The organism is Microbacterium sp. NPDC019599 (genome assembly GCF_040632175.1).
Lineage (GTDB): Bacteria > Actinomycetota > Actinomycetes > Actinomycetales > Microbacteriaceae > Microbacterium.
The window spans coordinates 414,793-438,405 of the sequence record NZ_JBEYBL010000003.1 but is presented as its reverse complement, the minus strand read 5'-3'; the positions used below and the strand labels follow the sequence as shown (position 1 = coordinate 438,405).

The 23,613-nt window shown below is 68.2% G+C and carries 34 protein-coding genes; all 34 read right to left on the bottom strand.

What is annotated here, in order from left to right; all coding sequences use genetic code 11:
* Positions 1–135: 135 nt before the first annotated feature.
* The 34 genes from truA to ABZ477_RS08495 all read right to left on the bottom strand — a co-directional run bounded on the left by truA (position 136) and on the right by ABZ477_RS08495 (position 23,455).
* Positions 136–999 carry a tRNA pseudouridine(38-40) synthase TruA gene (gene truA / locus ABZ477_RS08660; RefSeq protein WP_360130933.1) on the bottom strand — a complete coding sequence of 288 codons (864 nt, stop codon included), beginning with the start codon at positions 997–999 and terminating at the stop codon, positions 136–138.
* 20 nt (positions 1,000–1,019) lie between these two features.
* Positions 1,020–2,453, bottom strand: coding sequence for a mechanosensitive ion channel domain-containing protein (locus ABZ477_RS08655; RefSeq protein WP_360130930.1), 1,434 nt, complete (start codon positions 2,451–2,453; stop codon positions 1,020–1,022).
* A gap of 10 nt (positions 2,454–2,463) precedes the next feature.
* Positions 2,464–4,644, bottom strand: a complete 2,181-nt coding sequence (locus ABZ477_RS08650; RefSeq protein ID WP_360130927.1) for an adenylate/guanylate cyclase domain-containing protein — start codon at positions 4,642–4,644, stop codon at positions 2,464–2,466.
* Between the two features lie 227 nt (positions 4,645–4,871).
* A complete protein-coding gene (gene rplQ / locus ABZ477_RS08645) occupies positions 4,872–5,432 on the bottom strand; it encodes a 50S ribosomal protein L17 (protein ID WP_360130924.1) in 561 nt (186 codons plus the stop codon).
* A gap of 77 nt (positions 5,433–5,509) precedes the next feature.
* Entirely contained in the window at positions 5,510–6,499 is a 990-nt protein-coding gene (locus ABZ477_RS08640; RefSeq protein ID WP_360130921.1) for a DNA-directed RNA polymerase subunit alpha, read from the bottom strand.
* Positions 6,500–6,642: 143 nt separating this feature from the next.
* A complete protein-coding gene (rpsK, locus tag ABZ477_RS08635; protein WP_056117708.1) occupies positions 6,643–7,041 on the bottom strand; it encodes a 30S ribosomal protein S11 in 399 nt (132 codons plus the stop codon).
* A 32-nt stretch (positions 7,042–7,073) separates the two neighbouring features.
* Positions 7,074–7,454, bottom strand: coding sequence for a 30S ribosomal protein S13 (rpsM, locus tag ABZ477_RS08630; RefSeq protein ID WP_360130918.1), 381 nt, complete (start codon positions 7,452–7,454; stop codon positions 7,074–7,076).
* Between the two features lie 147 nt (positions 7,455–7,601).
* A complete protein-coding gene (gene rpmJ, locus ABZ477_RS08625) occupies positions 7,602–7,718 on the bottom strand; it encodes a 50S ribosomal protein L36 (RefSeq protein ID WP_005050492.1) in 117 nt (38 codons plus the stop codon).
* A 66-nt stretch (positions 7,719–7,784) separates the two neighbouring features.
* Positions 7,785–8,006 (bottom strand): translation initiation factor IF-1, encoded by a 222-nt coding sequence (infA, locus tag ABZ477_RS08620; RefSeq protein WP_013583992.1) that lies wholly within the window; start codon positions 8,004–8,006, stop codon positions 7,785–7,787.
* Between the two features lie 147 nt (positions 8,007–8,153).
* Positions 8,154–8,834 carry a thioredoxin domain-containing protein gene (locus tag ABZ477_RS08615; RefSeq protein ID WP_360130914.1) on the bottom strand — a complete coding sequence of 227 codons (681 nt, stop codon included), beginning with the start codon at positions 8,832–8,834 and terminating at the stop codon, positions 8,154–8,156.
* Positions 8,835–8,844: 10 nt separating this feature from the next.
* Entirely contained in the window at positions 8,845–9,678 is an 834-nt protein-coding gene (gene map, locus ABZ477_RS08610; RefSeq protein WP_360130911.1) for a type I methionyl aminopeptidase, read from the bottom strand.
* A gap of 4 nt (positions 9,679–9,682) precedes the next feature.
* Positions 9,683–10,288 (bottom strand): adenylate kinase, encoded by a 606-nt coding sequence (locus ABZ477_RS08605; RefSeq protein ID WP_360130908.1) that lies wholly within the window; start codon positions 10,286–10,288, stop codon positions 9,683–9,685.
* On the bottom strand, positions 10,285–11,607 hold the full coding sequence (gene secY, locus ABZ477_RS08600; protein ID WP_360130905.1) for a preprotein translocase subunit SecY: 1,323 nt from the start codon (positions 11,605–11,607) through the stop codon (positions 10,285–10,287). Before secY ends, ABZ477_RS08605 begins: the two co-directional genes overlap by 4 nt.
* A gap of 145 nt (positions 11,608–11,752) precedes the next feature.
* Positions 11,753–12,370, bottom strand: coding sequence for a 50S ribosomal protein L15 (rplO, locus tag ABZ477_RS08595; protein ID WP_360130902.1), 618 nt, complete (start codon positions 12,368–12,370; stop codon positions 11,753–11,755).
* Positions 12,370–12,555 carry a 50S ribosomal protein L30 gene (gene rpmD / locus ABZ477_RS08590; protein WP_023954062.1) on the bottom strand — a complete coding sequence of 62 codons (186 nt, stop codon included), beginning with the start codon at positions 12,553–12,555 and terminating at the stop codon, positions 12,370–12,372. The genes rplO and rpmD overlap by 1 nt, the downstream gene beginning before the upstream one ends.
* Positions 12,555–13,217, bottom strand: coding sequence for a 30S ribosomal protein S5 (gene rpsE, locus ABZ477_RS08585; RefSeq protein WP_360130897.1), 663 nt, complete (start codon positions 13,215–13,217; stop codon positions 12,555–12,557). Before rpsE ends, rpmD begins: the two co-directional genes overlap by 1 nt.
* 20 nt (positions 13,218–13,237) lie before the next feature.
* On the bottom strand, positions 13,238–13,597 hold the full coding sequence (gene rplR, locus ABZ477_RS08580) for a 50S ribosomal protein L18 (RefSeq protein ID WP_360130894.1): 360 nt from the start codon (positions 13,595–13,597) through the stop codon (positions 13,238–13,240).
* A gap of 2 nt (positions 13,598–13,599) precedes the next feature.
* Positions 13,600–14,136, bottom strand: coding sequence for a 50S ribosomal protein L6 (rplF, locus tag ABZ477_RS08575; RefSeq protein ID WP_360130891.1), 537 nt, complete (start codon positions 14,134–14,136; stop codon positions 13,600–13,602).
* Between the two features lie 6 nt (positions 14,137–14,142).
* A complete protein-coding gene (rpsH, locus tag ABZ477_RS08570) occupies positions 14,143–14,541 on the bottom strand; it encodes a 30S ribosomal protein S8 (RefSeq protein ID WP_360130888.1) in 399 nt (132 codons plus the stop codon).
* Between the two features lie 138 nt (positions 14,542–14,679).
* On the bottom strand, positions 14,680–15,270 hold the full coding sequence (gene rplE, locus ABZ477_RS08565) for a 50S ribosomal protein L5 (protein WP_360130885.1): 591 nt from the start codon (positions 15,268–15,270) through the stop codon (positions 14,680–14,682).
* Positions 15,271–15,272: 2 nt separating this feature from the next.
* Positions 15,273–15,632, bottom strand: coding sequence for a 50S ribosomal protein L24 (gene rplX / locus ABZ477_RS08560; protein WP_360130882.1), 360 nt, complete (start codon positions 15,630–15,632; stop codon positions 15,273–15,275).
* A gap of 2 nt (positions 15,633–15,634) precedes the next feature.
* Entirely contained in the window at positions 15,635–16,003 is a 369-nt protein-coding gene (gene rplN, locus ABZ477_RS08555; RefSeq protein WP_045246799.1) for a 50S ribosomal protein L14, read from the bottom strand.
* Between the two features lie 36 nt (positions 16,004–16,039).
* Positions 16,040–16,393, bottom strand: coding sequence for a 30S ribosomal protein S17 (gene rpsQ / locus ABZ477_RS08550; RefSeq protein WP_360130879.1), 354 nt, complete (start codon positions 16,391–16,393; stop codon positions 16,040–16,042).
* A complete protein-coding gene (rpmC, locus tag ABZ477_RS08545; protein ID WP_360130876.1) occupies positions 16,393–16,707 on the bottom strand; it encodes a 50S ribosomal protein L29 in 315 nt (104 codons plus the stop codon). The genes rpsQ and rpmC overlap by 1 nt, the downstream gene beginning before the upstream one ends.
* Positions 16,707–17,126: a 50S ribosomal protein L16 gene (gene rplP, locus ABZ477_RS08540; RefSeq protein ID WP_360130873.1), complete on the bottom strand. Its 420-nt coding sequence runs from the start codon at positions 17,124–17,126 to the stop codon at positions 16,707–16,709. Before rplP ends, rpmC begins: the two co-directional genes overlap by 1 nt.
* Positions 17,126–17,887, bottom strand: coding sequence for a 30S ribosomal protein S3 (gene rpsC, locus ABZ477_RS08535; protein WP_360130870.1), 762 nt, complete (start codon positions 17,885–17,887; stop codon positions 17,126–17,128). Before rpsC ends, rplP begins: the two co-directional genes overlap by 1 nt.
* On the bottom strand, positions 17,887–18,285 hold the full coding sequence (gene rplV / locus ABZ477_RS08530) for a 50S ribosomal protein L22 (protein WP_360130867.1): 399 nt from the start codon (positions 18,283–18,285) through the stop codon (positions 17,887–17,889). The genes rpsC and rplV overlap by 1 nt, the downstream gene beginning before the upstream one ends.
* A 26-nt stretch (positions 18,286–18,311) precedes the next feature.
* Positions 18,312–18,593 (bottom strand): 30S ribosomal protein S19, encoded by a 282-nt coding sequence (rpsS, locus tag ABZ477_RS08525; RefSeq protein WP_120229702.1) that lies wholly within the window; start codon positions 18,591–18,593, stop codon positions 18,312–18,314.
* A gap of 12 nt (positions 18,594–18,605) precedes the next feature.
* The gene (rplB, locus tag ABZ477_RS08520; RefSeq protein WP_360130863.1) at positions 18,606–19,445 is read right to left on the bottom strand and encodes a 50S ribosomal protein L2; all 840 of its coding nucleotides are present in this window, start codon (positions 19,443–19,445) and stop codon (positions 18,606–18,608) included.
* A gap of 26 nt (positions 19,446–19,471) precedes the next feature.
* Positions 19,472–19,777, bottom strand: a complete 306-nt coding sequence (gene rplW, locus ABZ477_RS08515) for a 50S ribosomal protein L23 (protein WP_127818507.1) — start codon at positions 19,775–19,777, stop codon at positions 19,472–19,474.
* Positions 19,774–20,436 carry a 50S ribosomal protein L4 gene (gene rplD / locus ABZ477_RS08510; protein WP_360130860.1) on the bottom strand — a complete coding sequence of 221 codons (663 nt, stop codon included), beginning with the start codon at positions 20,434–20,436 and terminating at the stop codon, positions 19,774–19,776. Before rplD ends, rplW begins: the two co-directional genes overlap by 4 nt.
* Before the next feature lie 4 nt (positions 20,437–20,440).
* Positions 20,441–21,100, bottom strand: a complete 660-nt coding sequence (rplC, locus tag ABZ477_RS08505) for a 50S ribosomal protein L3 (protein ID WP_360130857.1) — start codon at positions 21,098–21,100, stop codon at positions 20,441–20,443.
* 8 nt (positions 21,101–21,108) lie between these two features.
* Entirely contained in the window at positions 21,109–21,417 is a 309-nt protein-coding gene (gene rpsJ / locus ABZ477_RS08500) for a 30S ribosomal protein S10 (RefSeq protein WP_013584016.1), read from the bottom strand.
* Between the two features lie 454 nt (positions 21,418–21,871).
* A complete protein-coding gene (locus ABZ477_RS08495) occupies positions 21,872–23,455 on the bottom strand; it encodes a hypothetical protein (RefSeq protein WP_360130853.1) in 1,584 nt (527 codons plus the stop codon).
* Positions 23,456–23,613: the final 158 nt, after the last annotated feature.

Here is a 23,613-nt window from a genome sequence, read left to right as displayed (position 1 = left end):
TGGGTCCGTGTCGGCGGTGGCGGGCTGGGGTGCCGATCGTGCCCGCCGCCGCCGACCATATGCGGGGACCGACCGTCCACGCATCGGAGTTCTGCCGGGGCCGGCGCACGTCGGGAACGCCGGTCCCGGCAGGCGTCACTCCCGGTCGCGGCGCGCGCGGGTCTGATCCGCACGGGCGGCCAGAAGCGCATCCTCGGGGTAGCCGACCGCAGTGAGTGTGAGCCCGCGCGCCGCCAGGACCTTCACCTCGGGCACGCGCTCGAGGCCGTCGCGGATCGATGCGACGTCCTCGATGTCGAGCCGCCCCTCGCCCACGGCGACGCAGGCGCCGACGAGCGCCCGGACCATCGAGTGGCAGAAGGCGTCGGCCTTGACGTTGGCCATGAGCACGCCGTCGGCCACCGCGCGGCGCCAGTCGAATTCGAGGAGCGTCCGGATCGTCGTCGCCTCTTCGCGCGGCTTGCAGTACGCGGCGAAGTCGTGGAGCCCCGTGAGACTGCGGGCTGCGGCATCCATCGCCTCGACGTCGAGGTCCGCGCGCACCGACGTCGTCCGCAGCCGCTCGAGCGGGTCGTAGCCCGCGATGCGGTCCGCGATCCGGTATTCGTAGCGCCGCCATACGGCCGAGAAGCGCGCGTCGAAGCCATCGGGAGCGATCGCCGTGCGCTGAACGGTGACGTCGGAATACGCACCCAGCACGCCGCGCAGTCGCGGTGCGAGCCGCTCGGCGGGGGTGGGCGGAGAGGCGGATGCCGCGTCCCCCCGCGCAGGGCGAGCCGTGAGCCGCGCGAGCTGGGCCTCGTCGAGGTCGAGGTGGGCGACCTGTCCCGAGGCGTGGACGCCCGCATCGGTGCGTCCCGCCACGACGAGCCGCGGCTCACCCCCGAGGACGCGCGCGATCGCGTCCTCGAGCGTGCCCTGCACCGACCGGAGGCCCGGCTGCCGCGCCCAGCCCCGGAACTGGGTGCCGTCGTAGGCGATGTCGAGGCGGATCCGCACCCGCCAAGCCTATGGCTCGTTCAGCCCATCACCCGGCGCGTCGGGTCGAGCCGCTCGCCCACCGCCTCGAGCGCCGACCGCGCGAGCCGGACGCGGTTGTCGTTCTCCCGGACGACCTCGCGGGCGAGCGACGGATGCTCCCGGACGATGTCGTCGAGGACGCGGACGGGGATGCTCACGACCTCGACCTCGGTGAGGGCGACGGCGCGCGAGATCGTCCGCGTGCGGGTCAGAGCAGTGAGCCCCACGGCGTCGTCGCGGCCGAGCTCGGTGATCTGGACGAACCCCGCATCGTCGGTCGGCACGCCGAGCATGACCCGCCCCACGAGGATGAACCGCGTCGCCTGCGGCACGGCGCCCGGGCGCAGCAGCACCTCGCCCTGCGCGAAGCGTTCGAGCCTTGCCGTGTCGGCGAGGGCCTCCGCGTCGGCCGGACGCAGGCTCAGCGCGGGGGCGATCTGCCGGAGCCCGGCGAGCAGCCGGTCGGGCGTGTTCCAGTCGTCCGTCACATCGCCGTCCAGGTGCAGGTCGGCCCGTCGCGCGGCATACCAGAGCCGCGTCGTGAAGGCATCGAGGACCACGCCCTCGTCGCCCGGGGACTGCAGCGGGATCGACACCTGGTACTTCGCCCCGCCCGCCGTCGACACCGACGGATCGCGGTCCGGCGCGACGAGCGGGATGTCGCGCGCGACGTCCATCAGCATGTCGCGGACGCGCAGCGGCGGATCGTCCGTCGAGAAGGAGACGTCCTTCGTCGCGGCGTAGGGCTCGGAGGCGCGGCTGAGATTCGTGAACGAGCCCTCGGCGAGCTCGGCCGTCGGCATCACGACGATGCCGTTTCCGGTGTCCAGGTGCACGGCGCGCCAGTTGACCTCGATGATCTGGCCGCGCGTGCCACCCGTCTCGATCCAGTCGCCGAGCTGGAAGGGCGACTCGAAGATGAGGAAGAGACCCGACACGATCGAGCCGACGGCGTTCTGCAGCGCCAGGCCGACGACGATCGACGTGATGCCGAGGGCTGCGAAGACGCCCGCGACATCGGCATCCCACACCCACCAGAACACGAGCGCGATGCCGACGATGATGAACACGAAGCGGATGAGGTCGCTGAAGATCGTGGGGAACCGGTCCCGCCAGGAGCCCTTTTCGGCGCGGTGGAAGACGAGGTGGTTGATCGCGTTGATCGTCACGACGATGACGAGCAGGCCGAACACCGTCCAGATGACCTTGGGCCAGGTGCCCGAGCCCTCCCACGCGCCGGGCTGGCTCAGCAGCACCAGGACGCCCGCGACGGGCACGAGGTAGTTGCGCACCATCAGGACGATGGGTGCGGCGCGACTGCCTTTTCGCACGAGCATGTTCGACAGCTCGGTGAGCCCGATGAGCACGAGCGGAAGCCCGACCGAGACGATGACCGCGGGCCAGAACCACGGCTGCGACGTGATGTCGTTCATCAGGCGACGCTCATCCCTCGATGACCGGCACGCCGGTCTCCACCCGCCACACGCGCTGACTGCCGCTCTTGGTCGTCACCTCGCCTGCCGGCACGACCGTGATCGTGTCCGGGATGCGGTCGGCGACGCGCTGCGTGATGTAGATGCCCGCCTCGTCGTAGTCGCCCTGGACGCGGTAGGCGAGGTTCACAGCATCCCCCCACATGTCGTAGACGATGCGCGCCCGCCCGATGAGGCCGCTCGTCACCTGTCCCGAGTCCAAGCCCGCGCGCAGGTCGAGCTCGATGTCCTGCTGAGCGGAGTAGCGCTCCAGGATCGTGTGCAGCTCGATCGCGAACTCGACGGCGCGGCGGGCGTTGTCGACGCGGGGCGTGCCGAGCCCGACGCTCGCGACGTAGGACTGGCGGGTCGTGCGGACGCGCTCGACGCCGTAGCGCTCGGCGGCCTCGTCGAAGATGCGGATGAGGTCGTTCAGCCGTGTGACGGCCTCCTCCGACGAGAGCGTCAGCGCGAGCTCCTCGAAGCCCACGATGTCGGCGAAGATCACCGTGACGTCGTCGTTGTCCTGCGTGATCGCGTCGTCGCCGTGCTTGTATCGGTCCGCGATGCCCTCGGGCATGAAGGAGCGGAGGAGCGCCTCGTTGGCCTTCTCCTGCTGCTCGATGAGGTTGGACTTGACCTGCAGGCTCCGGCTCATGTCGTTGAAGGCCCCGGCGACGTCGGCGAGCTCGTCGCTCGAGCCGGCATCCACCTGCACGCCCTCCTCGCCCGCCGCGATCCGCTGCGCCGCGAGCTTGAGCCGCCGCAGCGGCCGGACGAACACCTGCGCGAGGACGAGCGAGAGCAGGCAGACGAAGATGATCATGCCCGCCGTGGAGAGGATGAGGTTGCGCGTGAAGTCCTCGACGGGCGCCATCGCCTCGTTGTACGCCTCCTGCGCGACGATGACCCACGACAGTCCGTCGACGCTCAGCGGCGCGAACGCCGTGATGGCCTCACGGCCGAGGTAGTCGCGCTGCACGATCGCGCCGTTCTCGCCCGACTGGGCGCGTTCGATCGCCTCGCCGGCGACGACCTGCTGAAGGAGCGTGTTGCCGTTCTGGACGCTCAGCGCCGCGGCCGCGGGCGCGAGTCCGGCCGCCACCGCGGCATCCGCGTACGAGTCCGGAGAGGACTGCAGCTCGCGCGAGATCGAGCGCATCGTGCCGTCCTCGCCGACGAGGTACGTCTCGCCCGTCTGACCCAGCCCGTTGTCGGCCCACGCGCCGCTGACCGTCATGACCTCGTCGATGCGGTCGATGGGCAGCTCGATCGCGAGCGCTCCGACGATCTGGTCGTCGACGGCGATCGGCGTGACGGCCCATCCCGCCGGGTTGCCGAGGCTCGGGCTGTAGGCCGCGAAATCGGCCAGGACGACGTCACCGACGATGTTCCGGCTCATGACCTCGCGGTACGCATCGGCGAGGTTGGACAGCCGGTAGGGGCCGTCGAGCAGGTTCGCCCCGAGATCGACGCCCTTGAAGGCCGTGTAGACGACGTTCCCCTGCGTGTCGAGCATGAGGACGTCTTCGAAGCGGTGCAGCTCCGTCATCGACCGGTAGTAGTCGTGGTACTTCGCGTGCGCGGCCGACCAGGCGCTTCCGTCGCCCGCGTCGTCGATGAGGATCGCGTCCTCCCACGACCCGTACGGGATGACGTAGTGGTACTGGAGGTAGCGCGCCGCGGCGTCCTGAGGCGCGAACGCGGAGCCGTCGACGTCTTCGCCCGTCGCCTCCTCGAGCTGCGTCGCGAACGTCTCGTCGTAGTAGTCGTCGACGGCGTCGGAGGCCTCGGGGTCGAGCTGACCGTCCTCGAGCTGCCCGAACCCCTCCGTGAAGGCGACGACAGCCTGCTTGCTCGTGTCGTTCTTGGCGCTGAGCCGCACGGAGTTCTCGATCGTCCCGAACAGCGCGACGACCTCGCGCGCGCGGTTCTCGCGGATCTCGACGAGCTTCTCCGTCGCGATCGCGCGCAGCGCCTGCGTGCCGTTGACGTAGCCGATGACGCCCACGACGATGCTCGACAGCACGCTGACCGACAGGAGCATGATGAGCAGGATCGAGTAGATCGACAGACCGGCACGCCGACGGGGCCGCGGTGCGCCCACCCACTGGGCTCCTCCCGCCGCCGCCTCGATCCCGTCGGACTCCACCGTCCGCTCATCGGAACTGCGCGTGACGCACGCTCCCCTGTACCCCACGCCCCCGGCCCCCGGAGGCTGGGCTCAGGATAGCGGCACGATCGCCTCGCGGGGTAGGCGCGGCTGTGACCTGTGTTGCAGATGTGACCTGCGCAACCCCCTGGAACGGCGAGACCCGCGGGCCCCTGGGGGCACGCGGGTCTCGCGATACGGGATGCCGGTGACCCGGCGCAGCCGGATTACTCGGCCTTCTCCTCGACGGCGTCTTCGGCGGCGGCCTCGGCGGCAGCGCCCTCGTCCTGCGACTCGGCACCGGCCTCGGCGGCCTCGTCAGCGGCCTCGACCTCGGCGGTCTCGGCGGCCTCGTCCTCGGCGGGCTCCTCGGCGACCGGCGCGGCAGCGGCGGCCGGAGCGGCCTTCTTGGCCTTGGCCTTCGGCGTCACGGGCTCGAGGACGAGCTCGATGACGGCCATGGGCGCGTTGTCGCCCTTGCGGTTGCCGATCTTGGTGATGCGCGTGTAGCCGCCCTCGCGCTCCGCGACGAGCGGGGCGATCTCGGTGAAGAGCGTGTGCACGACTTCCTTGTCACCGATGACCGAGAGCACCCGGCGACGGGCGTGCAGGTCGCCGCGCTTGGCGAACGTGATGAGGCGCTCCGCGAGCGGACGGACGCGCTTGGCCTTCGTCTCGGTCGTCTGGATCGACTTGTGCGTGAAGAGGGCCGCGGCGAGGTTCGCAAGCAGCAGGCGCTCGTGGGCGGGGCCGCCTCCGAGGCGGGGACCCTTCGTGGGCTTGGGCATATCAGTTACTCCAGTGGGAAAAAGTCGGGCTCAGAGGATGCTCGGCCCGGCCGCGCGGCCGGGCCTGCGGCATCCGATCAGAGGTTCTCGTCGTCGTAGCCGCCGTAGAAGTGCGCGCCGTCGAACCCGGGGACCGAGTCCTTCAGCGACAGGCCGAGCGAGACGAGCTTGTCGCGCACCTCATCGACCGACTTCTGACCGAAGTTGCGGATGTTCATGAGCTGCGTCTCCGACAGGGCGACGAGCTCCGAGACCGTGTTGATGCCCTCGCGCTTGAGGCAGTTGTACGAGCGGACCGACAGGTCGAGGTCCTCGATCGGCATCGACAGCTCGTTCGAGAGCACCGTCTCGACCGGCGCGGGGCCGATCTCGATGCCCTCGGCCTCGACGTTCAGCTCGCGCGCGAGACCGAACAGCTCGGTCAGCGTGCGGCCGGCCGACGCGACGGCGTCGCGCGGCGCGATCGACGGCTTGGTCTCGACGTCCAGGACGAGCTTGTCGAAGTCGGTGCGCTCACCGGCACGGGTGGCGTCGACGCGGTAGCTGACCTTGAGCACGGGCGAGTAGATCGAGTCGACCGGGATCTGGCCGGCCTCGGCGTACTCGTTGCGGTTCTGCGTCGCCGAGACGTACCCGCGACCGCGCTCGATCGTGAGCTCGAGCTCGAACTTGGCGGTGTCGTTGAGGGTCGCGATGACCAGCTCGGGGTTGTGCACCTCGACGCCCGCGGGGGCGGAGATGTCGGCCGCCGTGACCTCGCCGGACCCCGTCTTGCGCAGGTACGCCGTGATGGGCTCGTCGCGCTCGCTCGAGACGACGAGCTGCTTGATGTTGAGGATGATCTCGGTGACATCCTCCTTGACACCCGGAATGGTGCTGAACTCGTGGAGGACGCCGTCGATGCGGATGCTCGTGACGGCCGCGCCGGGGATCGACGAGAGAAGGCTGCGACGCAGCGCGTTGCCGATCGTGTAGCCGAAGCCGGGCTCCAGCGGCTCGATGACGAAGCGGCTGCGGAACTCCCCGATCTTCTCCTCGGTCAGGGTGGGACGCTGTGCGATGAGCACTATGTGTTCCTTTCGATCACGTGCCCGCTATATGACACGTGCGGTGAGTGAGGTGTTGAGTTTTACTCGGGATGCCTCGAAGCGAGGCACCGTAAGCGTGCGGTAGCCGGGGCACCTGTGCAGGTGCCCCGGCTCCGGAAAGATCAGACGCGGCGGCGCTTGGGGGGACGGCAGCCGTTGTGAGCCTGGGGCGTGACGTCCTGGATCGAGCCCACCTCGAGGCCGGCGGCCTGCAGCGAGCGGATCGCGGTCTCGCGACCCGAGCCCGGGCCCTTCACGAAGACGTCGACCTTCTTGACACCGTGCTCCTGCGCCTGGCGGGCAGCGGACTCCGCGGCCATGCCGGCGGCGTACGGCGTCGACTTGCGCGAGCCCTTGAAGCCCACGCCACCCGACGACGCCCAGCTGATGACGGCGCCCGACGGGTCGGTGATCGAGACGATCGTGTTGTTGAACGTCGACTTGATGTGGGCCTGGCCCAGCGCGATGTTCTTCTTCTCCTTGCGGCGCGGCTTGCGCGCGGCGGTCTTGGCCTGTGCCATTGCTTTGCTCTCCTAAACCTTCGGGCCCGCGATTACTTGCGGCCGGCCTTCTTCTTGCCGGCGACGGTGCGCTTCGGGCCCTTGCGGGTACGCGCGTTCGTCTTCGTGCGCTGACCGCGCACGGGGAGGCCGCGGCGGTGGCGCAGGCCCTCGTAGGAGCCGATCTCGACCTTGCGGCGGATGTCGGCGGCCACCTCACGGCGGAGGTCACCCTCGACCTTGTAGTTGGCCTCGATGTAGTCGCGGAGCGCGATGAGCTGGTCGTCGCTGAGGTCCTTGACGCGGATGTTCTCGTCGATCTCCGTCGCTGCGAGGATCTCGTTCGAGCGGGTACGGCCAACGCCGTAGATGTAGGTAAGGGCGATCACCACGCGCTTGTCGCGCGGGATGTCGACGCCGGCAAGACGTGCCATGCGGCTCTCCTAGGAGTGAGTGGAGGTGTGGAGCAGGATCGGTGCCCGGGCCTCCGCCCGAGGTGTCCCCCGCTCTCGCGGGATCTGATCCTGCCTGTATGCGTATTCAGTTATGAGTTCACGGGCTGCGTGCTGCGCAGCATCCGATCAGCCCTGGCGCTGCTTGTGACGCGGGTTGCTCTTGCAGATCACCATGACGCGGCCGTGGCGGCGGATGACCTTGCAGTGGTCGCAGATGGGCTTGACGGAGGGGTTGACCTTCATGATGTTTCCTTTTCGCTGTCTTCACCGGGCAGGCGCGAGCGCCTGGGGTGTTACTTCCCGACCGGACTAGCGGTAGCGATAGACGATGCGGCCGCGGGTGAGGTCGTAGGGGCTGAGCTCCACGACGACGCGGTCCTCGGGGATGATGCGGATGTAGTTCTGCCGCATCTTGCCGGAGATCGTGGCGAGCACCTTGTGTCCGTTGGTGAGCTCAACGCGGAACATCGCGTTGGGCAGCGCCTCCGACACTGTGCCTTCGATCTCGATGACACCGTCTTTCTTGGCCATAGCCTCGCTAACGCTTCTGCAGACCGGTCGGTCTGCGGTGGATGGGTGGTTCGGTGCCGGGACACGCCAATACAGGCGCAACGCACCAAAGGACAAGCATACGTGATAAAGGGGGACCCGGCAAGCCGAGTCCCCCTTGCCGGACGCTCAGCCCTGCAGCGCGTCGACGATGTCGGCCTGCGGGTCGCCCGTGAGCTCGACGAACTCGTCGTTCAGGAGGACCGTGGGGGTGCCGATGCCGCCCGCGCCGGGCTTGACGGGGGTCTCGTCGGTCATCGCCGTGACGTACTTCGAGTAGCGGCCGTCGTTGACGCAGTCGTCGATGCCTGTCACGCCGACCCCCGACGCGATGTCGAGGATCTGCTCGTCGGTCAGGCCCGTCGAGCCCTCCTCGGGCTGGTTCTCGTACATCGCCTGCAGGAACGGAAGGGACGCGTCGGCATCCGCCACCGCGACGCAGTACATCGCGTTGGCAGCGCGCGTCGAGAACTCCGTGCCCTGCGATGCGCGGTCGAGGATCGAGATCGGGTGGATGTTGAGGGTGATCGAGCCGTCGTCGACGAGCCCTTCGATGGTCTCGCCGTACAGCTGCTCGAACTGGTTGCAGACGGGGCACATGAAGTCGATGTACGTGTCGAGCTGGTCGGGACCGTCGCCGACCATGATCGCGCCCGTGTCTGCGTTGATGTTCGATGCCTCGGGCGCCTCGCCGGGCCCCGACGCTGCGCTGTTCATCCAGATGACGAGTCCGGCCACGACGACGAGCGCGACGACGACGCCGACGCTGATCCAGATCGCGAACCAGTTGACCTTGCGCTGCTGAGCCATGGCTCTCCTCTTATCCCACAGGCACGGGAGTCACGCCGAAGGGCGCGAGTCCCGCCTTGCCGCCGTCCGGCGACGTGAACACCCAGATGCCGTCCTCGTGTACAGCGACGCTGTGCTCCCAGTGCGAGCCGGCCGTGCCGTCGACCGTCGAGACGGTCCATCCGTCGTCCTCGACCAGCGTCTCCTGGTCGCCGATGACGACCATCGGCTCGATCGCGAGCGCGAGTCCGGGACGCACCTCGGGTCCCGGGTCTGCGACGCGGTAGTTGAAGACCGACGGCGACTCGTGCATCTTGCGGCCGATGCCGTGGCCCACGTAGTCGCGCAGGATGCCGTAGCCGTGGCCGGACCCGTCGATGTGGTCCTGGATGGCCGCGCCGACCTCTGCGAGGTTGCGCGCCGACGCGAGCGCCGCGATGCCGGCCCAGAGGGACCCCTCCGTCACGCGCGAGAGCTCCTCGCGCTCCGCGACGAGCTCGGGCCGCGACGGATCGGGCACGACGATCGTGAAGGCCGAGTCGCCGTTCCACCCCTGGTACTCCGCGCCCGCGTCGATCGACAGGATGTCGCCCGGCTCGAGCGCCCGAGAGGACGGGATGCCGTGCACGACCTGCTCGTTGACCGAGGCGCAGATCGTGTGGCGGTAGCCGCGGACGAGCTGGAAGTTCGAGCGCGCGCCGCGGGAGCGGATGACGTCGTTCGCGACAGCATCCAGCTCCTGCGTGGTCACTCCGGGGGCGACCAGAGCGCGGACAGCGTCCAGGGCCGCCGCCGTGATGAGGCCCGGCTCCACCATCGACCGCAGCTGGGCGGGCGACTTGTAGATGGAGCGGCGCAGTGCCACCACGTCAGGCTGCGGCCGAGCGCGCGAGGCCTCGCGCGTGGAGGGCCGCGATGATCCGGTCGGTGATCTCGTCGAGCGATCCGACGCCGTCGACCTCGTCGACGATGCCGCGCTCGCCGTACACCTCGAGGATCGGCGCCGTCTCGGTCTCGTAGATCGACAGCCGCGCCGCGATGACCTCGTCGGTGTCGTCGGCGCGTCCCTGCTCAGCGGCGCGCTTGTGCAGACGCGCGATGCTCTCCTCACGCGACACGGCCAGGACGACCACGGCGTCCAGCGCCTCGTCCCGCGACGAGAGGAACTCGTCGAGGTGCCGCACCTGCGCGAGGTTGCGGGGGTAGCCGTCCAAGAGGAAGCCCGCCGCCGCATCGGGCTGCGCGAGGCGGTCGCGGACGACGGCGCTCGTCAGCTCGTCGGGCACGAGCTGCCCGGCGTCGATGATGCTCTTGACCTGCTGGCCGAGATCGGTGCCCTGGGCCACGTTCGCACGGAACACGTCGCCGGTCGAGACGACCGGGATGCCGAACGTCTCCGCGATCCGGATGCCCTGTGTGCCCTTTCCGGAGCCCTGGGGACCGACGATCAGGAGACGGACGGGACGTGAAGTCATCGAAGAAGCCCTTCGTAGTGTCGCTGCTGGAGCTGTGCGTCGATCTGCTTCACGGTCTCCAGACCCACACCGACGATGATGAGGATCGACGCGCCGCCGAACGGGAAGTTCTGGTTGGCGCCGACCGTCGCGAGGGCGATGAGCGGCAGGAGCGCGATGAGGCCGAGGTAGATCGAGCCGGGGAGCGTGATGCGAGTGAGCACGTAGTCGAGGTACTCGGCCGTCGGACGACCGGCACGGATGCCGGGGATGAATCCGCCGTACTTCTTCATGTTGTCGGCGACCTCGACGGGGTTGAACGTGATCGCGACGTAGAAGTACGTGAAGCCGACGATGAGCAGGAAGTACAGGACCATGTAGAGCGGGTGGTCGCCGCGCACGAGGTACTGCTGGATCCACGCGACCCACGCCGGGACTTCCTCGCCCGGCTGCGGCTGGTTGAACTGCGCGATGAGCGCCGGGATGTACAGCAGCGAGGAGGCGAAGATGACGGGCACGACGCCGGCCATGTTGACCTTGATCGGGATGTACGTGTTCGTCCCGCCGTACGTGCGGCGGCCGACCATGCGCTTGGCGTACTGCACCGGGATGCGGCGCTGCGACTGCTCGACGAAGACGACGAGGGCGACCACGACGACGCCGACGGCGAGGACCAGGAGGAAGACCTCGAAGCCGCGCGACTGCCAGATGGCCCACATCGACGCGGGGAAGGCCGCCGCGATCGACGTGAAGATGAGGATCGACATGCCGTTGCCGATGCCGCGCTCGGTGACGAGCTCGGCGAACCACATGATGAGGCCCGTGCCGGCGGTCATGGTGATGATCATGAGCAGCTGCGCCCACCACACGTCGTTGGTGAGGAGCTGCTCGCACTCGGGGATGCCCGTCGTGCCGAAGAGCTGGCCGCTGCGGGCGACCGTCACGAGCGTCGTCGACTGCAGCAGTGCGAGCGCGATCGTCAGGTAACGGGTGTACTGCGTGAGCTTCGCCTGGCCGGACTGGCCCTCCTTGTAGAGGGTCTCGAAGTGCGGGATGACGACACGGAGGAGCTGGACGATGATCGTCGCCGTGATGTACGGCATGACGCCCAGCGCGAAGATCGACAGCTGCAGCAGCGCGCCGCCGGAGAAGAGGTTGACCAGCGAGAGCAGGCCCTCAGTGCCCGCGCTCTGGCGCAGACACTCCTGCACGTTCGGGAAGTCGACGAAGGGGGCCGGGATGTGTGCACCGAGCCGGTAGATGGCGATGATCGCCAGGGTGAATGCGATCTTCCGACGAAGGTCGGGGGTACGGAAGACCCGCGCGATTGCGCTGAACAAGAGACTGCCTCCAGAAGGGGTGCCGGCATGCTCCGAGGCACGCCGTCAACCAGAGTAACCCAGCGAGTCTCCATCGACATTGCGAGGCGTTGCGCCGGGGGACGACAGCGGGGGCCGGAACGGATGCTCCGACCCCCGCTGGGTACTACTTGACGGTGCCGCCCGCCGCGACGATCTTCTGCTCTGCCGAGCCGGAGACCTTGTCGACGGCCACGTTGAGCTTGACCGCGATGTCGCCGGTGCCGAGCACCTTGACCTTCTCGTTCTTGCGAACGGCGCCCTTCGCGACCAGGTCGCTCACGGTGACGTCGCCACCGCTGGGGTAGAGCTCCGCGAGCTTGTCCAGGTTCACGACCTGGTACTCGACGCGGAACGGGTTCTTGAAGCCGCGCAGCTTGGGGGTGCGCATGTGCAGCGGCATCTGCCCACCCTCGAAGCCGACCTTGACCTGGTAGCGGGCCTTCGTGCCCTTCGTGCCACGGCCGGCCGTCTTGCCCTTCGAGCCCTCACCGCGACCCACGCGGGTCTTGGGGGTGTTGGCACCGGGGACGGGACGGAGGTGGTGCACCTTCAGCACGCCGGGGCGGGCTGCCGGAGCATCCTTCTTCACGGCGTCCTTCTTGGGCGCAGCCTTGGCGGGCGCCTTCTTCTCAGCAGCCGGCTTCTTGGCGGCGACTGTCTTTTCTGACGCCTTCTTGGGGGCAGCCGCGCCCTTGGCGGCCTCCGCCTCGACGGCCTCGTTCTTCTCGGCCTTCTCAGCCATCAGTCGATCTCCTCAACCTTCACGAGGTGCGCGACGGTCTTGACGTAGCCGCGCGTCTGCGCGTCGTCGGGACGGACGACGGAGTCGCCGATCCGCTTGAGACCCAGCGAACGCAGCGTGTCGCGCTGGTTCTGCTTCTCGCTCACCTTGGACTTGACCTGGGTAACCTTCAGGCGCGCGGCCATCAGACACCTGCCTTCACTGCGGCCGCGGCCTCAGCCTCGGCACGGACGAGACGGGCGGGGGCGACCTGGTCGAACTCGAGGCCACGACGCGCGGCGACCGCACGGGGCTCCTCGAGCTGCTTCAGGGCCTCCACCGTCGCGTGGACGATGTTGATCGTGTTCGACGAGCCGAGCGACTTCGAGAGCACGTCGTGGATGCCGGCGCACTCGAGCACCGCGCGGACGGGACCACCGGCGATGACACCGGTACCGGCCGCGGCGGGACGGAGGAGCACGACACCGGCGGCCGCCTCACCCTGCACGGGGTGCGGGATGGTCGAGCCGGCGCGGGGCACGCGGAAGAAGTTGCGCTTGGCCTCTTCGACACCCTTCGAGATCGCGAGGGGGACCTCACGGGCCTTGCCGTAGCCGACGCCGACGACGCCGTTGCCATCGCCCACGACGACCAGCGCCGTGAAGCTGAAGCGACGACCGCCCTTGACGACCTTCGACACGCGGTTGATCGTGACGACGCGCTCGAGGAACTGGCTCTCGGCGCGGTCGCGGCCACCGCGGTCGCGGTTGGGGTTGCGCTCGCGACCGCCGCGACGGGGCTCGCGCTCGCGCTCGCCGGTCGCCGTGGCGCCCTCGGCCGGAGCCTCGGTCGGAGCCTCTGCGGTCACGTTGTTCTCCTTGATCTCACTCACAGGTTCAGACCTCCCTCGCGGGCGCCGTCGGCGATCGCCGCGACACGGCCCGCATAGCGGTTTCCACCGCGGTCGAACACGGCGTCCGAGACGCCGGCGGCCTTCGCGCGCTCGGCGACGAGCTCGCCGACCTTGCGGGCCTTCGCGGTCTTGTCCGCGTCAGACGAGCGCAGGTCGACCTCGAGCGTCGACGCCGAGGCCACGGTGTGGCCCTTGCTGTCGTCGACGAGCTGAACGAAGACGTGGCGCGACGAGCGCGTCACTACGAGGCGGGGACGCTCGGCAGTGCCGACGACCTTCTTGCGAAGGCGGGCGTGACGACGCGCGCGGGCGTCGGACTTCGACTTCACAGCCATGCTTACTTACCAGCCTTTCCGGCCTTGCGCCGAACGACCTCGCCGGCGTAGCGCACACCCTTGCCCTTGTACGGCTCGGGCTTGCGGATCTTGCGGATGTTGGCAGCCGCCTCGCCGACGGCCTGCTTGTCGATGCCGCTGACCGTGAGCTTGTTGTTGCCCTCGACGGTCAGGGTGATGCCCTCGGGCGCCTCGACGAGGACGGGGTGCGAGAAGCCGAGCGCGAACTCGACCGCCGTGCCCTTCTGCGCGACGCGGTAGCCCGTGCCGACGACCTCGAGGCCCTTGGTGTAGCCCTGGGTGACACCGATGATGTTGTTGTTGATGAGCGTGCGGGTCAGGCCGTGCAGCGAACGCGAGGAGCGCTCGTCGTCGGGACGGGTGACGAGCACCTGGCCCTCTTCGACCTTGACTTCGATGGGGCGGGCCACGGCGAGCGACAGCTCGCCCTTGGGGCCCTTGACCGCGACATCCTGGCCCTCGACCGTGACGGTCACACCGGCGGGGATGTCGATCGGGAGACGACCGATACGCGACATGTCAGATCACCACACGTAGGCGAGGACTTCCCCACCCACGCCCTTCGACTCGGCCTGGCGGTCCGTGAGGAGGCCAGAAGAGGTGGACAGGATGGCGACGCCGAGGCCGCCGAGGACCTTGGGGATCTCGGTCGACTTCGCGTAGACGCGGAGGCCGGGCTTCGAGACGCGCTTGATGCCGGCGATCGACCGCTCGCGGTTCGGGCCGTACTTGAGCGTGAGCGTGAGGGTCTGGCCGACGCGGGCGTCGCTGACCTCCCACGCGGAGATGTAGCCCTCCTGCTTGAGGATCTCGGCGATGTGGGTCTTGAGCTTGGAGCTCGGCAGCGACACGGAGTCGTGGTGCGCCGAGTTCGCGTTGCGCAGACGGGTCAGCATGTCTGCGACCGGGTCTGTCATTGTCATTTCTTGATTCCTTCGTTCACGAGGTTTCGGCTGCCGTTACACGCCAGACGACCTTCTATGACCATGCGGTGTTCGGTTGTGGAGTGCGGGCACTCCGGCAGGCTCAGCGACCGTGCGGTCCCTGAGCCTGCCGAGGTGTCACGCCTGTGCGTCGTCCGCGCGGAACGGGAAGCCCAGGTGACGCAGCAGCGCCCGGCCCTCGGCATCCGTCTTGGCGGAGGTGACGATCGTGATGTCGAAGCCGCGGACGCGGTCGATCTTGTCCTGGTTGATCTCGTGGAACACGGACTGCTCCTGGAGACCGAACGTGTAGTTGCCGTGGCCGTCGAACTGCTTGCCCGAGAGGCCGCGGAAGTCGCGGATGCGGGGCAGCGCGAGGTTCACGAGACGGTCGATGAACTCCCACGCGCGGTCGCCGCGGAGGGTGACGTGCGCGCCGATGGCCTGTCCCTCGCGCAGCTTGAACTGCGCGATCGACTTGCGGGCCTTCGTGACGACCGGCTTCTGACCGGTGATCTTGGTGAGGTCGTCGACCGCGCCATCGATCACCTTGCTGTCGCGCGCGGCCTCGCCGACACCCGTGTTCACGACGACCTTGACCAGGCCGGGGATCTGCATGACGTTCGGGTAGCCGAACTCTTCCTGCAGAGCCTTCTTGATCTCGCCGTTGTACTTCTGCTTCAGGCGGGGCTGGATCTTGCCAGCCTCCACGGCAGTGGTGCTGCTCATGTTCAGAGGTCCTTGCCTGACTTCTTCGCGTAGCGGACGCGGACGGTGCGCTTGACGCCGTCCTTCGTGCGCTCCTCGACACGGTGGCCGACGCGCGTGGGCTTCTTCGACGAGGGGTCGACGAGCGCCACGTTGGAGATGTGGATGGGGGCCTCGAACGTCTCGATGCCACCCGTCTTGGTGCCGCGCTGGGTCTGGCCGACGCGGTTGTGCTTGGTGACGTAGTTCACGCCCTCGACGATGACGCGGTTCTGCTCGGTAAGGACCTCGAGGACCTTGCCCTGCTTGCCGCGGTCTCCGCCGCGCTCGGGCTTGGCGCCCGAGATGACCTGAACCAGGTCGCCCTTCTTGATCTTCGCCATGATCAGATGACCTCCGGGGCGAGCGAGACGATCTTCATGAACTTCTTGTCACGAAGCTCACGACCGACCGGCCCGAAGATGCGGGTGCCGCGGGGCTCCCCGTCGTTCTTCAGGATCACGGCGGCGTTCTCGTCGAACTTGATGTACGAGCCGTCGGGACGGCGCGTCTGCTTGACCGTGCGGACGACGACCGCCTTGACGACGTCGCCCTTCTTGACGTTGCCGCCCGGGATCGCGTCCTTGACCGTGGCGACGATGACGTCGCCCAGGCCCGCGTAACGCCGGTTGGAGCCGCCGAGCACACGGATCGTGAGCAGCTCCTTGGCGCCGGTGTTGTCGGCGACCTTGAGGCGGGATTCGTTCTGAATCACTGTTCTCTACTCCTTGGGTTCCAAGCAGCGCGAGGCTTACTTGGCCTTCTCGAGGATCTCGACCAGGCGCCAGCGCTTGGTGGCGCTCAGCGGACGGGTCTCGTTGATGAGGACCAGGTCGCCGATGCCGGCGGTGTTGCCCTCGTCGTGCGCCTTGACCTTCGACGTGCGACGGATGACCTTGCCGTAGAGGGGGTGCTTCACGCGGTCCTCGACCTCGACGACGATCGTCTTGTCCATCTTGTCGCTCACGACGTAGCCGCGGCGGGCCTTGCGGTAGCCGCGGGCGTTCACGTCGCGGACGTCGTGCTCAGCCGACTCGTGCCCTTCGGCACGCTCAGGGGTCGTGGTCTCGACGACCTCGGCCTCTGCCTTCTTCGCGGTAGCCATCACTCGGCCTCTTCCTTCACGGCCTCGTCGGCGGCATCCGCCTTCTTGGCCTTGGTCTTCTTCGCCTTCGTCGCGACCTCGACGGGCGCGGGCGTGGCACGGATGCCGAGCTCGCGCTCACGGATCACGGTGTAGAGCCGCGCGATGTCGCGCTTGACCGCACGGATGCGGCCGTGGCTCTCGAGCTGGCCCGTGGCCGACTGGAAGCGCAGGTTGAACAGCTCTTCCTTGGCCTTGCGCAGCTCCTCGACGAGGCGCTGGTCTTCGAACGTGTCGAGCTCGCTCGGGGCGAGCGTCTTGGTGCCGATCGCCATTACGCGTCGCCCTCCTCGCGCTTGATGATGCGTGCCTTGAGAGGCAGCTTGTGGATGGCACGGGTCAGGGCCTCACGAGCGAGCTGCTCGTTGACGCCGGCGACCTCGAAGAGGACGCGACCCGGCTTGACGTTTGCGACCCACCACTCCGGCGAGCCCTTGCCCGAACCCATGCGGGTTTCGGCGGGCTTCTTCGTGAGCGGACGGTCGGGGTAGATGTTGATCCACACCTTGCCGCCACGCTTGATGTGACGCGTCATGGCGATACGAGCGGACTCGATCTGACGGTTCGTCACGTAAGCGGGCGAAAGGGCCTGGATGCCGAACTCGCCGAAGCTGACCTTCGTGCCACCGGTCGCCTGACCGGCACGGCCGGGGTGGTGCTGCTTGCGGTGCTTGACCTTGCGGGGGATGAGCATTACGCCGACGCTCCTTCTGCCACGGGGGCCTCGTTGCGGGGGCCACGACGACGGTCGCCGCCACGGTCGTCGCGACCGCGGGACTGCTTCGGCGCGTTGGCCTGCTCGCGCGCGAGCTCCTTGTTGGTGAGGTCGCCCTTGTAGATCCAGACCTTCACGCCGATGCGGCCGAAGGTCGTCTTCGCCTCGTAGAAGCCGTAGTCGATGTTCGCGCGAAGCGTGTGCAGCGGCACACGGCCCTCGCGGTAGAACTCCGAGCGGCTCATCTCGGCGCCGCCGAGGCGGCCGGAGACCTGGATGCGGACGCCCTTGGCGCCGGCGCGCTGCGCGCCCTGCAGACCCTTGCGCATCGCGCGGCGGAACGCCACGCGAGCGGAGAGCTGCTCGGCGATGCCCTGCGCGACGAGCTGGGCGTCGGCCTCGGGGTTCTTGACCTCGAGGATGTTCAGCTGGATCTGCTTGCCGGTGAGCTTCTCGAGGTCGGCGCGGATGCGCTCGGCCTCGGCGCCGCGGCGACCGATCACGATGCCCGGACGGGCGGTGTGGATGTCGACGCGGACGCGGTCACGCGTGCGCTCGATCTCGATGTTGCTCACGCCGGCGCGGTCGAGCTGCGTCTGCAGGAGCTTGCGGATACGGATGTCCTCGGCGACGTAGTCGGCGTAGCGCTGGCCCGGCTTCGTCGAGTCCGAGAACCACCGCGACACGTGGTCGGTGGTGATGCCGAGGCGGAAGCCGTACGGGTTTACCTTCTGTCCCATTACTTGCTCGCCTTCTTGCTGTTCTTGACGGGGGCAGCGTCGGCCGTCTCCGGCGTCGACAGCACGACCGTGATGTGGCTCGTGCGCTTCTTGATCTGGAACGCGCGGCCCTGGGCGCGGGGCTGGAAACGCTTGAGCGTCGTGCCCTCGTCCACGTAGGCGTTCGCGACGTACAGGTCCTGCTCGTCCAGGTACTCGTTGACCTGGTCGGCCTTGACCCGTGCGTTGGCGATCGCCGCTGCCACGAGCTTGTAGATCGGCTCGCTCGCGCTCTGCGGCGCGAACTTCAGGATGGCCAGGGCCTCCTGAGCCTGCTTGCCCTTGATGAGCGCGACGACACGACGAGCCTTCTGAGGGGTCACGCGGATGTGTCGCACGCGTGCGATGGACTCCACCATTTCTCTCTCCTCTATGCGCCCCCGCGTCAGCGGCGGCGGCCCTTCTTGTCGTCCTTCTCGTGGCCGCGGAAGGTGCGGGTGGGCGCGAATTCGCCCAGCTTGTGGCCGACCATGGTCTCGGTCACGAACACGGGGATGTGCTTGCGACCGTCGTGGACGGCGATCGTGTGGCCGAGCATCGCGGGGATGATCATCGAGCGACGCGACCAGGTCTTGATGACGTTCTTGGTACCGGCTTCGTTCTGGACGACGACCTTGCGAAGCAGGTGCTCGTCGACGAAGGGGCCCTTCTTAAGGCTACGAGGCATCTTCCTCTACTCCTACTTGCGCTTCTTGCCGGCGTTGCGACGACGGACGATGTACTTGTCGCTTTCCTTGTTGGCGTGGCGGGTGCGACCCTCAGCCTGGCCCCAAGGAGTGACGGGGTGACGTCCACCGGAGGTCTTGCCCTCACCACCACCGTGCGGGTGGTCGACCGGGTTCATGGCGACACCGCGGACGGTCGGGCGGACGCCCTTCCAGCGCTTGCGGCCGGCCTTGCCCCAGTTGATGTTCGACTGCTCGGCGTTGCCGACCTCGCCGATCGTCGCGCGGCAGCGCGCGTCGACGTTGCGGATCTCGCCCGAGGGGAGACGCAGCTGAGCGAACGGGCCGTCCTTCGCGACGAGACGCACCGAGGTGCCGGCCGATCGGGCGAGCTTGGCGCCGCCGCCGGGACGGAGCTCGATCGCGTGGATGACCGTACCCGTCGGGATGTTGCGGAGGGGCAGGTTGTTGCCGGGCTTGATGTCGGCGCCGGCACCCGACTCGACGATGTCGCCCTGCTGCAGCTTGTTCGGCGCGAGGATGTAGCGCTTCTCGCCGTCGAAGTAGTGCAGGAGCGCGATGCGCGCGGTGCGGTTGGGGTCGTACTCGATGTGAGCGACCTTCGCGTTGACGCCGTCCTTGTCGTTGCGACGGAAGTCGATCACGCGGTACTGGCGCTTGTGGCCACCACCGATGTGACGCGTCGTGATGCGGCCCTGGTTGTTGCGGCCACCGGTCTTGGCGAGCGGGCGCAGCAGCGACTTCTCAGGCGTCGATCGCGTGATCTCGGCGAAGTCGGCCACCGACGAACCGCGACGACCCGGGGTCGTGGGCTTGTACTTGCGAATAGCCATAGTTCTCTAGTCCTCTGTCCCGACCGTCAGCCGACTGCCGTGAAGATGTCGATGGTGCCCGACTTGAGCGTCACGATGGCGCGCTTGGTGTCCTTGCGCTTGCCCGTGCCGAAGCGGGTGCGGCGGGCCTTGCCGACGCGGTTGATCGTGTTGACCGCTGCGACCTTGACGCCGAAGATCTTCTCGATCGCGAGCTTGATCTCGGTCTTCGAGGCGCGGGGGTCCACGAGGAAGGTGTACTTGCCCTCGTCGATGAGCCCGTAGCTCTTCTCCGACACGACCGGCTTCAGGATGATGTCGCGCGGGTCCTTGTTAACGGCGATGTTGCTCATGCCGAGACCTCCTCGGTGGCGCCGGACTTCGACGCGACGAACGCGTCGTAGGCGGCCTTGGTGAAGACGATGTCGTCCGAGACGAGCACGTCGTAGGCGTTCAGCTGGTCGAAGGGCAGCACGTGGACGTACGCGAGGTTGCGCACGCTCTTGACGCTGAGCTCGTCGTCACGCTCGATGACGACGAGGACGTTCTTCGTCGGGGCGAGCTCGGCGAGCACCGCGGCAGCGGCCTTCGTCGAAGGGGCGCCCTCGATGCCGAACGAGTCGACGATGTGCAGGCGGTCGCCGCGGGCGCGGTCGCTGAGCGCTCCGAGGAGCGCGGCGGCGACCATCTTCTTGGGCGTGCGCTGCGAGTAGTCGCGCGGCTTGGGGCCGTGCACGATGCCACCGCCGGTCATGTGCGGCGCGCGGATCGAGCCCTGGCGGGCGTTACCCGTGCCCTTCTGCTTGAAGGGCTTGCGGCCGGCGCCCGAGACCTCACCGCGACGCTTGGTCGAGTGGGTGCCCTGGCGAGCCGCCGCGAGCTGCGCGACGACGACCTGGTGGATGAGCGGGATGTTCGTCTTGACGTCGAAGAGCGCGGCGGGCAGCTCGACAGAGCCGGCCTTCTTGCCGTCGGCCTTCAGGACGTCGAGCGCGAGAGTCGAGTCAGCCATGAGATCAGGCACCCTTCACTGCGTTGCGGACGTAGACGATGCGGCCGCGCGCGCCGGGGACGGCGCCCTTGACGAGCAGCAGACCCTTCTCGGCGTCGACGGCGTGCACCGTGAGGTTGAGGACGGTCACGCGCTCGCCACCCATACGGCCGGCCATGCGCATGCCCTTGAAGACGCGGCTCGGGGTCGACGATGCGCCGATCGAACCGGGCTTGCGGTGATTGCGGTGCGCACCGTGCGAAGCCGAGACGCCCTTGAAGTTGTGGCGCTTCATGACACCCGCGGTGCCCTTGCCCTTGCTGGTGCCGACGACGTCGACCAGCTGGCCGGCCTCGAACACGCCGTCCACCGTGAGCTGCTGACCGAGTGAGTAGTCAGCGGCGTCCGCCGTGCGGATCTCGGTGAGGTGACGACGCGGCGTCACACCGGCGGCCGCGAAGTGCGCCGTGAGGGGCTTGTTGACCTTGCGGGGGTCGATCTGGCCCGCAGCGATCTGAACGGCGTTGTAGCCGTCCTTCTCCGGCGTGCGCACCTGGGTGACGACGTTCGGGGCGATCTCGATGACGGTGACGGGAACGAGCTTGCCGTTCTCGTTCCACACCTGGGTCATGCCGAGCTTGGTGCCCAGCAGGCCCTTGGAAGTCTTGTTGTTGATGTCAGCCATGTCGAACCTCAGAGCTTGATCTCGATGTTGACGTCGGCCGGCAGGTCAAGGCGCATCAGCGAGTCGACGGCCTTGGGCGTCGGGTCGATGATGTCGATCAGACGCTTGTGGGTGCGCATCTCGAAGTGCTCGCGGCTGTCCTTGTACTTGTGGGGCGACCGGATGACGCACACGACGTTCTTCTCGGTCGGAAGGGGCACGGGGCCCACGACGGTCGCGCCCGCACGGGTCACGGTGTCGACGATCTTGCGCGCCGACGAGTCGAGGCCGGCGTGGTCGTACGACTTCAGGCGAATGCGGATCTTCTGTCCCGCCATTGTCTGCTCACTCTCTTTCCGCGTCTTACCTCTGAGGGCATCGGACGCACGCGACGCTCCGCGATTGCGAAGCGCCTGGGCACTTTCCACCGGTTCGCACCGGCGATGCTGCACCGCTGTTCTGCTGTCAAACCGGATGCCGGGGCATCCGGTTCCGCTCTCTCACGCACACGCGGACGCAGGCGCCCACGAAGGTGAGAGGTGTCGGATTTGCTGTTCTGCTGCCCGCGGCCTAGGTCCCTGCGCTCTTCGCGCCGCCTATGCACTGCCCTGGCAGTGATCCTGCGCACGCCAAAAGGGGCGCAGGAATGTGGAACCTGACTATTCTACGGGTCGCCCGGGCGTGTCGCAAACCCGGGCGTGTCGCGGACGCGCTTGCAAGGCGCCTTCACAGGGACGGGATGCCGAAGGGGCGGCCGCGCTCACGCGCGACCGCCCCTCAGGACTGCAGTCGTCAGGCCTTGGCGCGGCGCTTCGCGCTGATGACCGTGATCGCGACGCCCGCGGCGAGGGCGAGGGCGCCCAGTCCGAGCGCGCCCACCGAGAGCACGCCACCGGTCACCGCGAGGCTGCCGGGGTCGGACGGGTCGGACGGGTCGTCCGTCGAGAACAGCGACGGGCTCGCGCAGAGGGCGGTCGCCTGGGGGTACTCCACCGTCGTCTGGTACGTCGGGTTGACCTCGAACACGACCGTCACGCCCTCGCGGGTCCAGCGGAAGTTGCCGTCCGTCTCGACGTACTCACCGTCGACCAGCGCCCATCCCGGCCACATCTTCGGCTCGTCCGCCGAGGCGCCGGGCCACAGGAGCGTGCCCTGAAGAGGCTGGTTCTCGACCACGTAGTCCTCGCCGTCCGGGTTGACGAACGTGATGGTCACGGTGGCGGGGTCGGTGGCCGGCACGAAGCCCTCGGGGAGGGTCACGGCGTAGCTGAGGTAGGGCACGTCGCTCACGCACTGCGACTGGATGCCGCCGGGAAGCAGCGGGCACGTGCCGATCTCGGCGTTCGTGAGGTCGCGCGTGCGGGTCTCGATGGCGACGGAGGACTTGCCCGTCGGCAGCCCCTGCTCATCGACCTCGAACACCGTCGTCGTGATCTCGCGCGTCTGGGTGACCGTCGTGTCACCGCAGACCCACACGCCGTCCGCCCACTCGCCGTACTCGACAGTGGTGTCGGGCGGGCAGGTGGCCGCCTTCTCGCCGTCGGTCATGGCGCGACGTTCCGACTCGACGGTCTCGATCGGGTCCTCCTCGACCCAGTCGCCCAGCGACTCCTCCCAGCGGTACGAGATGGTGGTCGTGGTGGTGGTCACCAGCGCGGTCCCGCTCTCGCAGTCGAACTCGGTGTCGACCTTCTCGGTCACCTTCGGGTCCGGCTGCTCGGACTCGTCGCACGCCCCGGTGAGCTTCTCGAGGTTGGGCACGACCCACACCGGGACGAAGGTCTCGGCGAAGGCGGCACCGGTGCGCGGGGTCGCCGTCCACGTCGTCAGCTTGGTCACCTCGTCGTAGACGGACGACCAGTCGACGTCATCGCTCTTGGTCACGACGCCCGCCGTGTAGCAGTCGGGCAGCGTCCATTCGAGCGTCGGCGTGACGATCGTCGGCGGAGTCTCGGGTGCGTCGCCGGCGCATACGATCCAATGCGAGACGTCGGCCTGAGGACCGCCGGGCTTCGTCAGGGGCGATGCGTACGGCGTGCCCGCGGCGGGGTCCTCGACGACGTTGTTGCTCGTCGCGGCCTTGACGACCAGGACGACCCAGACCTTGCCGGCCGGCGGCTCCGACAGAGTCACCGTCTTGCTTCCATCGGTCACGATCCCGTAGTCGGAAGAGTCCTTGAAGCACTCGACGTCGAACGCGTCGTACCGGGCCTCCCAGTAGTCGGTCCCGTTGCCCTTCGCGGTGGCGGGCTCGATGGTCCCGACGGTCCCGATCACCGGCTCGGTCGCCGAGGCGCTCGTGGCCACGAGCGGTGCCACGACGAGCGCGGCTGCCGCCGCCACACTCGCGAGGGCCGTGAAAATTCGCTTGCGCACGGTCGGCACAGCGTTCCCCAAACTCGGCGCAGAGAGCGCCGTCTCCCAGCGGCGCACAAGGGTGCGCCGTCACTTCCCAGTGGTGCACGGGCGCGCACCACGATGACCGGTGACGCGGGGTCACCGCGTGCGGACCCAGATCCGCACAAAGCCCCAGA

Excerpts from the sequence above, each read along its gene's own strand:
- rplB (WP_360130863.1), bottom strand. The coding sequence starts at position 19,445 with ATGGCTATTCGCAAGTACAAGCCCACGACCCCGGGTCGTCGCGGTTCG.
- ABZ477_RS08655 (WP_360130930.1), bottom strand. The coding sequence starts at position 2,453 with ATGAACGACATCACGTCGCAGCCGTGGTTCTGGCCCGCGGTCATCGTC.
- rplR (WP_360130894.1), bottom strand. The coding sequence starts at position 13,597 with ATGGCTGTGAAGTCGAAGTCCGACGCCCGCGCGCGTCGTCACGCCCGC.
- rplO (WP_360130902.1), bottom strand. The coding sequence starts at position 12,370 with ATGGCTGAGAAGGCCGAGAAGAACGAGGCCGTCGAGGCGGAGGCCGCC.
- rplV (WP_360130867.1), bottom strand. The coding sequence starts at position 18,285 with ATGGTGGAGTCCATCGCACGCGTGCGACACATCCGCGTGACCCCTCAG.
- ABZ477_RS08615 (WP_360130914.1), bottom strand. The coding sequence starts at position 8,834 with ATGGCTCAGCAGCGCAAGGTCAACTGGTTCGCGATCTGGATCAGCGTC.
- rpmJ (WP_005050492.1), bottom strand. The coding sequence starts at position 7,718 with ATGAAGGTCAACCCCTCCGTCAAGCCCATCTGCGACCACTGCAAGGTC.
- rplE (WP_360130885.1), bottom strand. The coding sequence starts at position 15,270 with ATGAGCAGCACCACTGCCGTGGAGGCTGGCAAGATCCAGCCCCGCCTG.
- rpsC (WP_360130870.1), bottom strand. The coding sequence starts at position 17,887 with ATGGGACAGAAGGTAAACCCGTACGGCTTCCGCCTCGGCATCACCACC.
- rpsM (WP_360130918.1), bottom strand. The coding sequence starts at position 7,454 with ATGGCACGTCTTGCCGGCGTCGACATCCCGCGCGACAAGCGCGTGGTG.
- rpmD (WP_023954062.1), bottom strand. The coding sequence starts at position 12,555 with ATGGCCGCGCGCCTGAAGGTTACCCAGGTCAAGTCCAAGGTGAGCGAG.
- rpsQ (WP_360130879.1), bottom strand. The coding sequence starts at position 16,393 with ATGGCTACCGCGAAGAAGGCAGAGGCCGAGGTCGTCGAGACCACGACC.
- rpsK (WP_056117708.1), bottom strand. The coding sequence starts at position 7,041 with ATGGCACAGGCCAAGACCGCCGCGCGCAAGCCGCGCCGCAAGGAGAAG.
- rpsS (WP_120229702.1), bottom strand. The coding sequence starts at position 18,593 with ATGCCTCGTAGCCTTAAGAAGGGCCCCTTCGTCGACGAGCACCTGCTT.
- rplC (WP_360130857.1), bottom strand. The coding sequence starts at position 21,100 with ATGGCTGACATCAACAACAAGACTTCCAAGGGCCTGCTGGGCACCAAG.
- rpsJ (WP_013584016.1), bottom strand. The coding sequence starts at position 21,417 with ATGGCGGGACAGAAGATCCGCATTCGCCTGAAGTCGTACGACCACGCC.
- rplF (WP_360130891.1), bottom strand. The coding sequence starts at position 14,136 with ATGTCGCGTATCGGTCGTCTCCCGATCGACATCCCCGCCGGTGTGACC.
- rplP (WP_360130873.1), bottom strand. The coding sequence starts at position 17,126 with ATGCTCATCCCCCGCAAGGTCAAGCACCGCAAGCAGCACCACCCCGGC.
- rplX (WP_360130882.1), bottom strand. The coding sequence starts at position 15,632 with ATGGCGAAGATCAAGAAGGGCGACCTGGTTCAGGTCATCTCGGGCGCC.
- ABZ477_RS08605 (WP_360130908.1), bottom strand. The coding sequence starts at position 10,288 with ATGACTTCACGTCCCGTCCGTCTCCTGATCGTCGGTCCCCAGGGCTCC.
- rplQ (WP_360130924.1), bottom strand. The coding sequence starts at position 5,432 with ATGCCCAAGCCCACGAAGGGTCCCCGCCTCGGAGGCGGCCCCGCCCAC.
- rplW (WP_127818507.1), bottom strand. The coding sequence starts at position 19,777 with ATGAGCAACATCGCCGTTAACAAGGACCCGCGCGACATCATCCTGAAG.
- rplD (WP_360130860.1), bottom strand. The coding sequence starts at position 20,436 with ATGGCTGACTCGACTCTCGCGCTCGACGTCCTGAAGGCCGACGGCAAG.
- infA (WP_013583992.1), bottom strand. The coding sequence starts at position 8,006 with ATGGCCAAGAAAGACGGTGTCATCGAGATCGAAGGCACAGTGTCGGAG.
- rpsH (WP_360130888.1), bottom strand. The coding sequence starts at position 14,541 with ATGACAATGACAGACCCGGTCGCAGACATGCTGACCCGTCTGCGCAAC.
- rpmC (WP_360130876.1), bottom strand. The coding sequence starts at position 16,707 with ATGGCGATCGGCACCAAGACGCTCGCCCCGAGCGAGCTCGACACGTTC.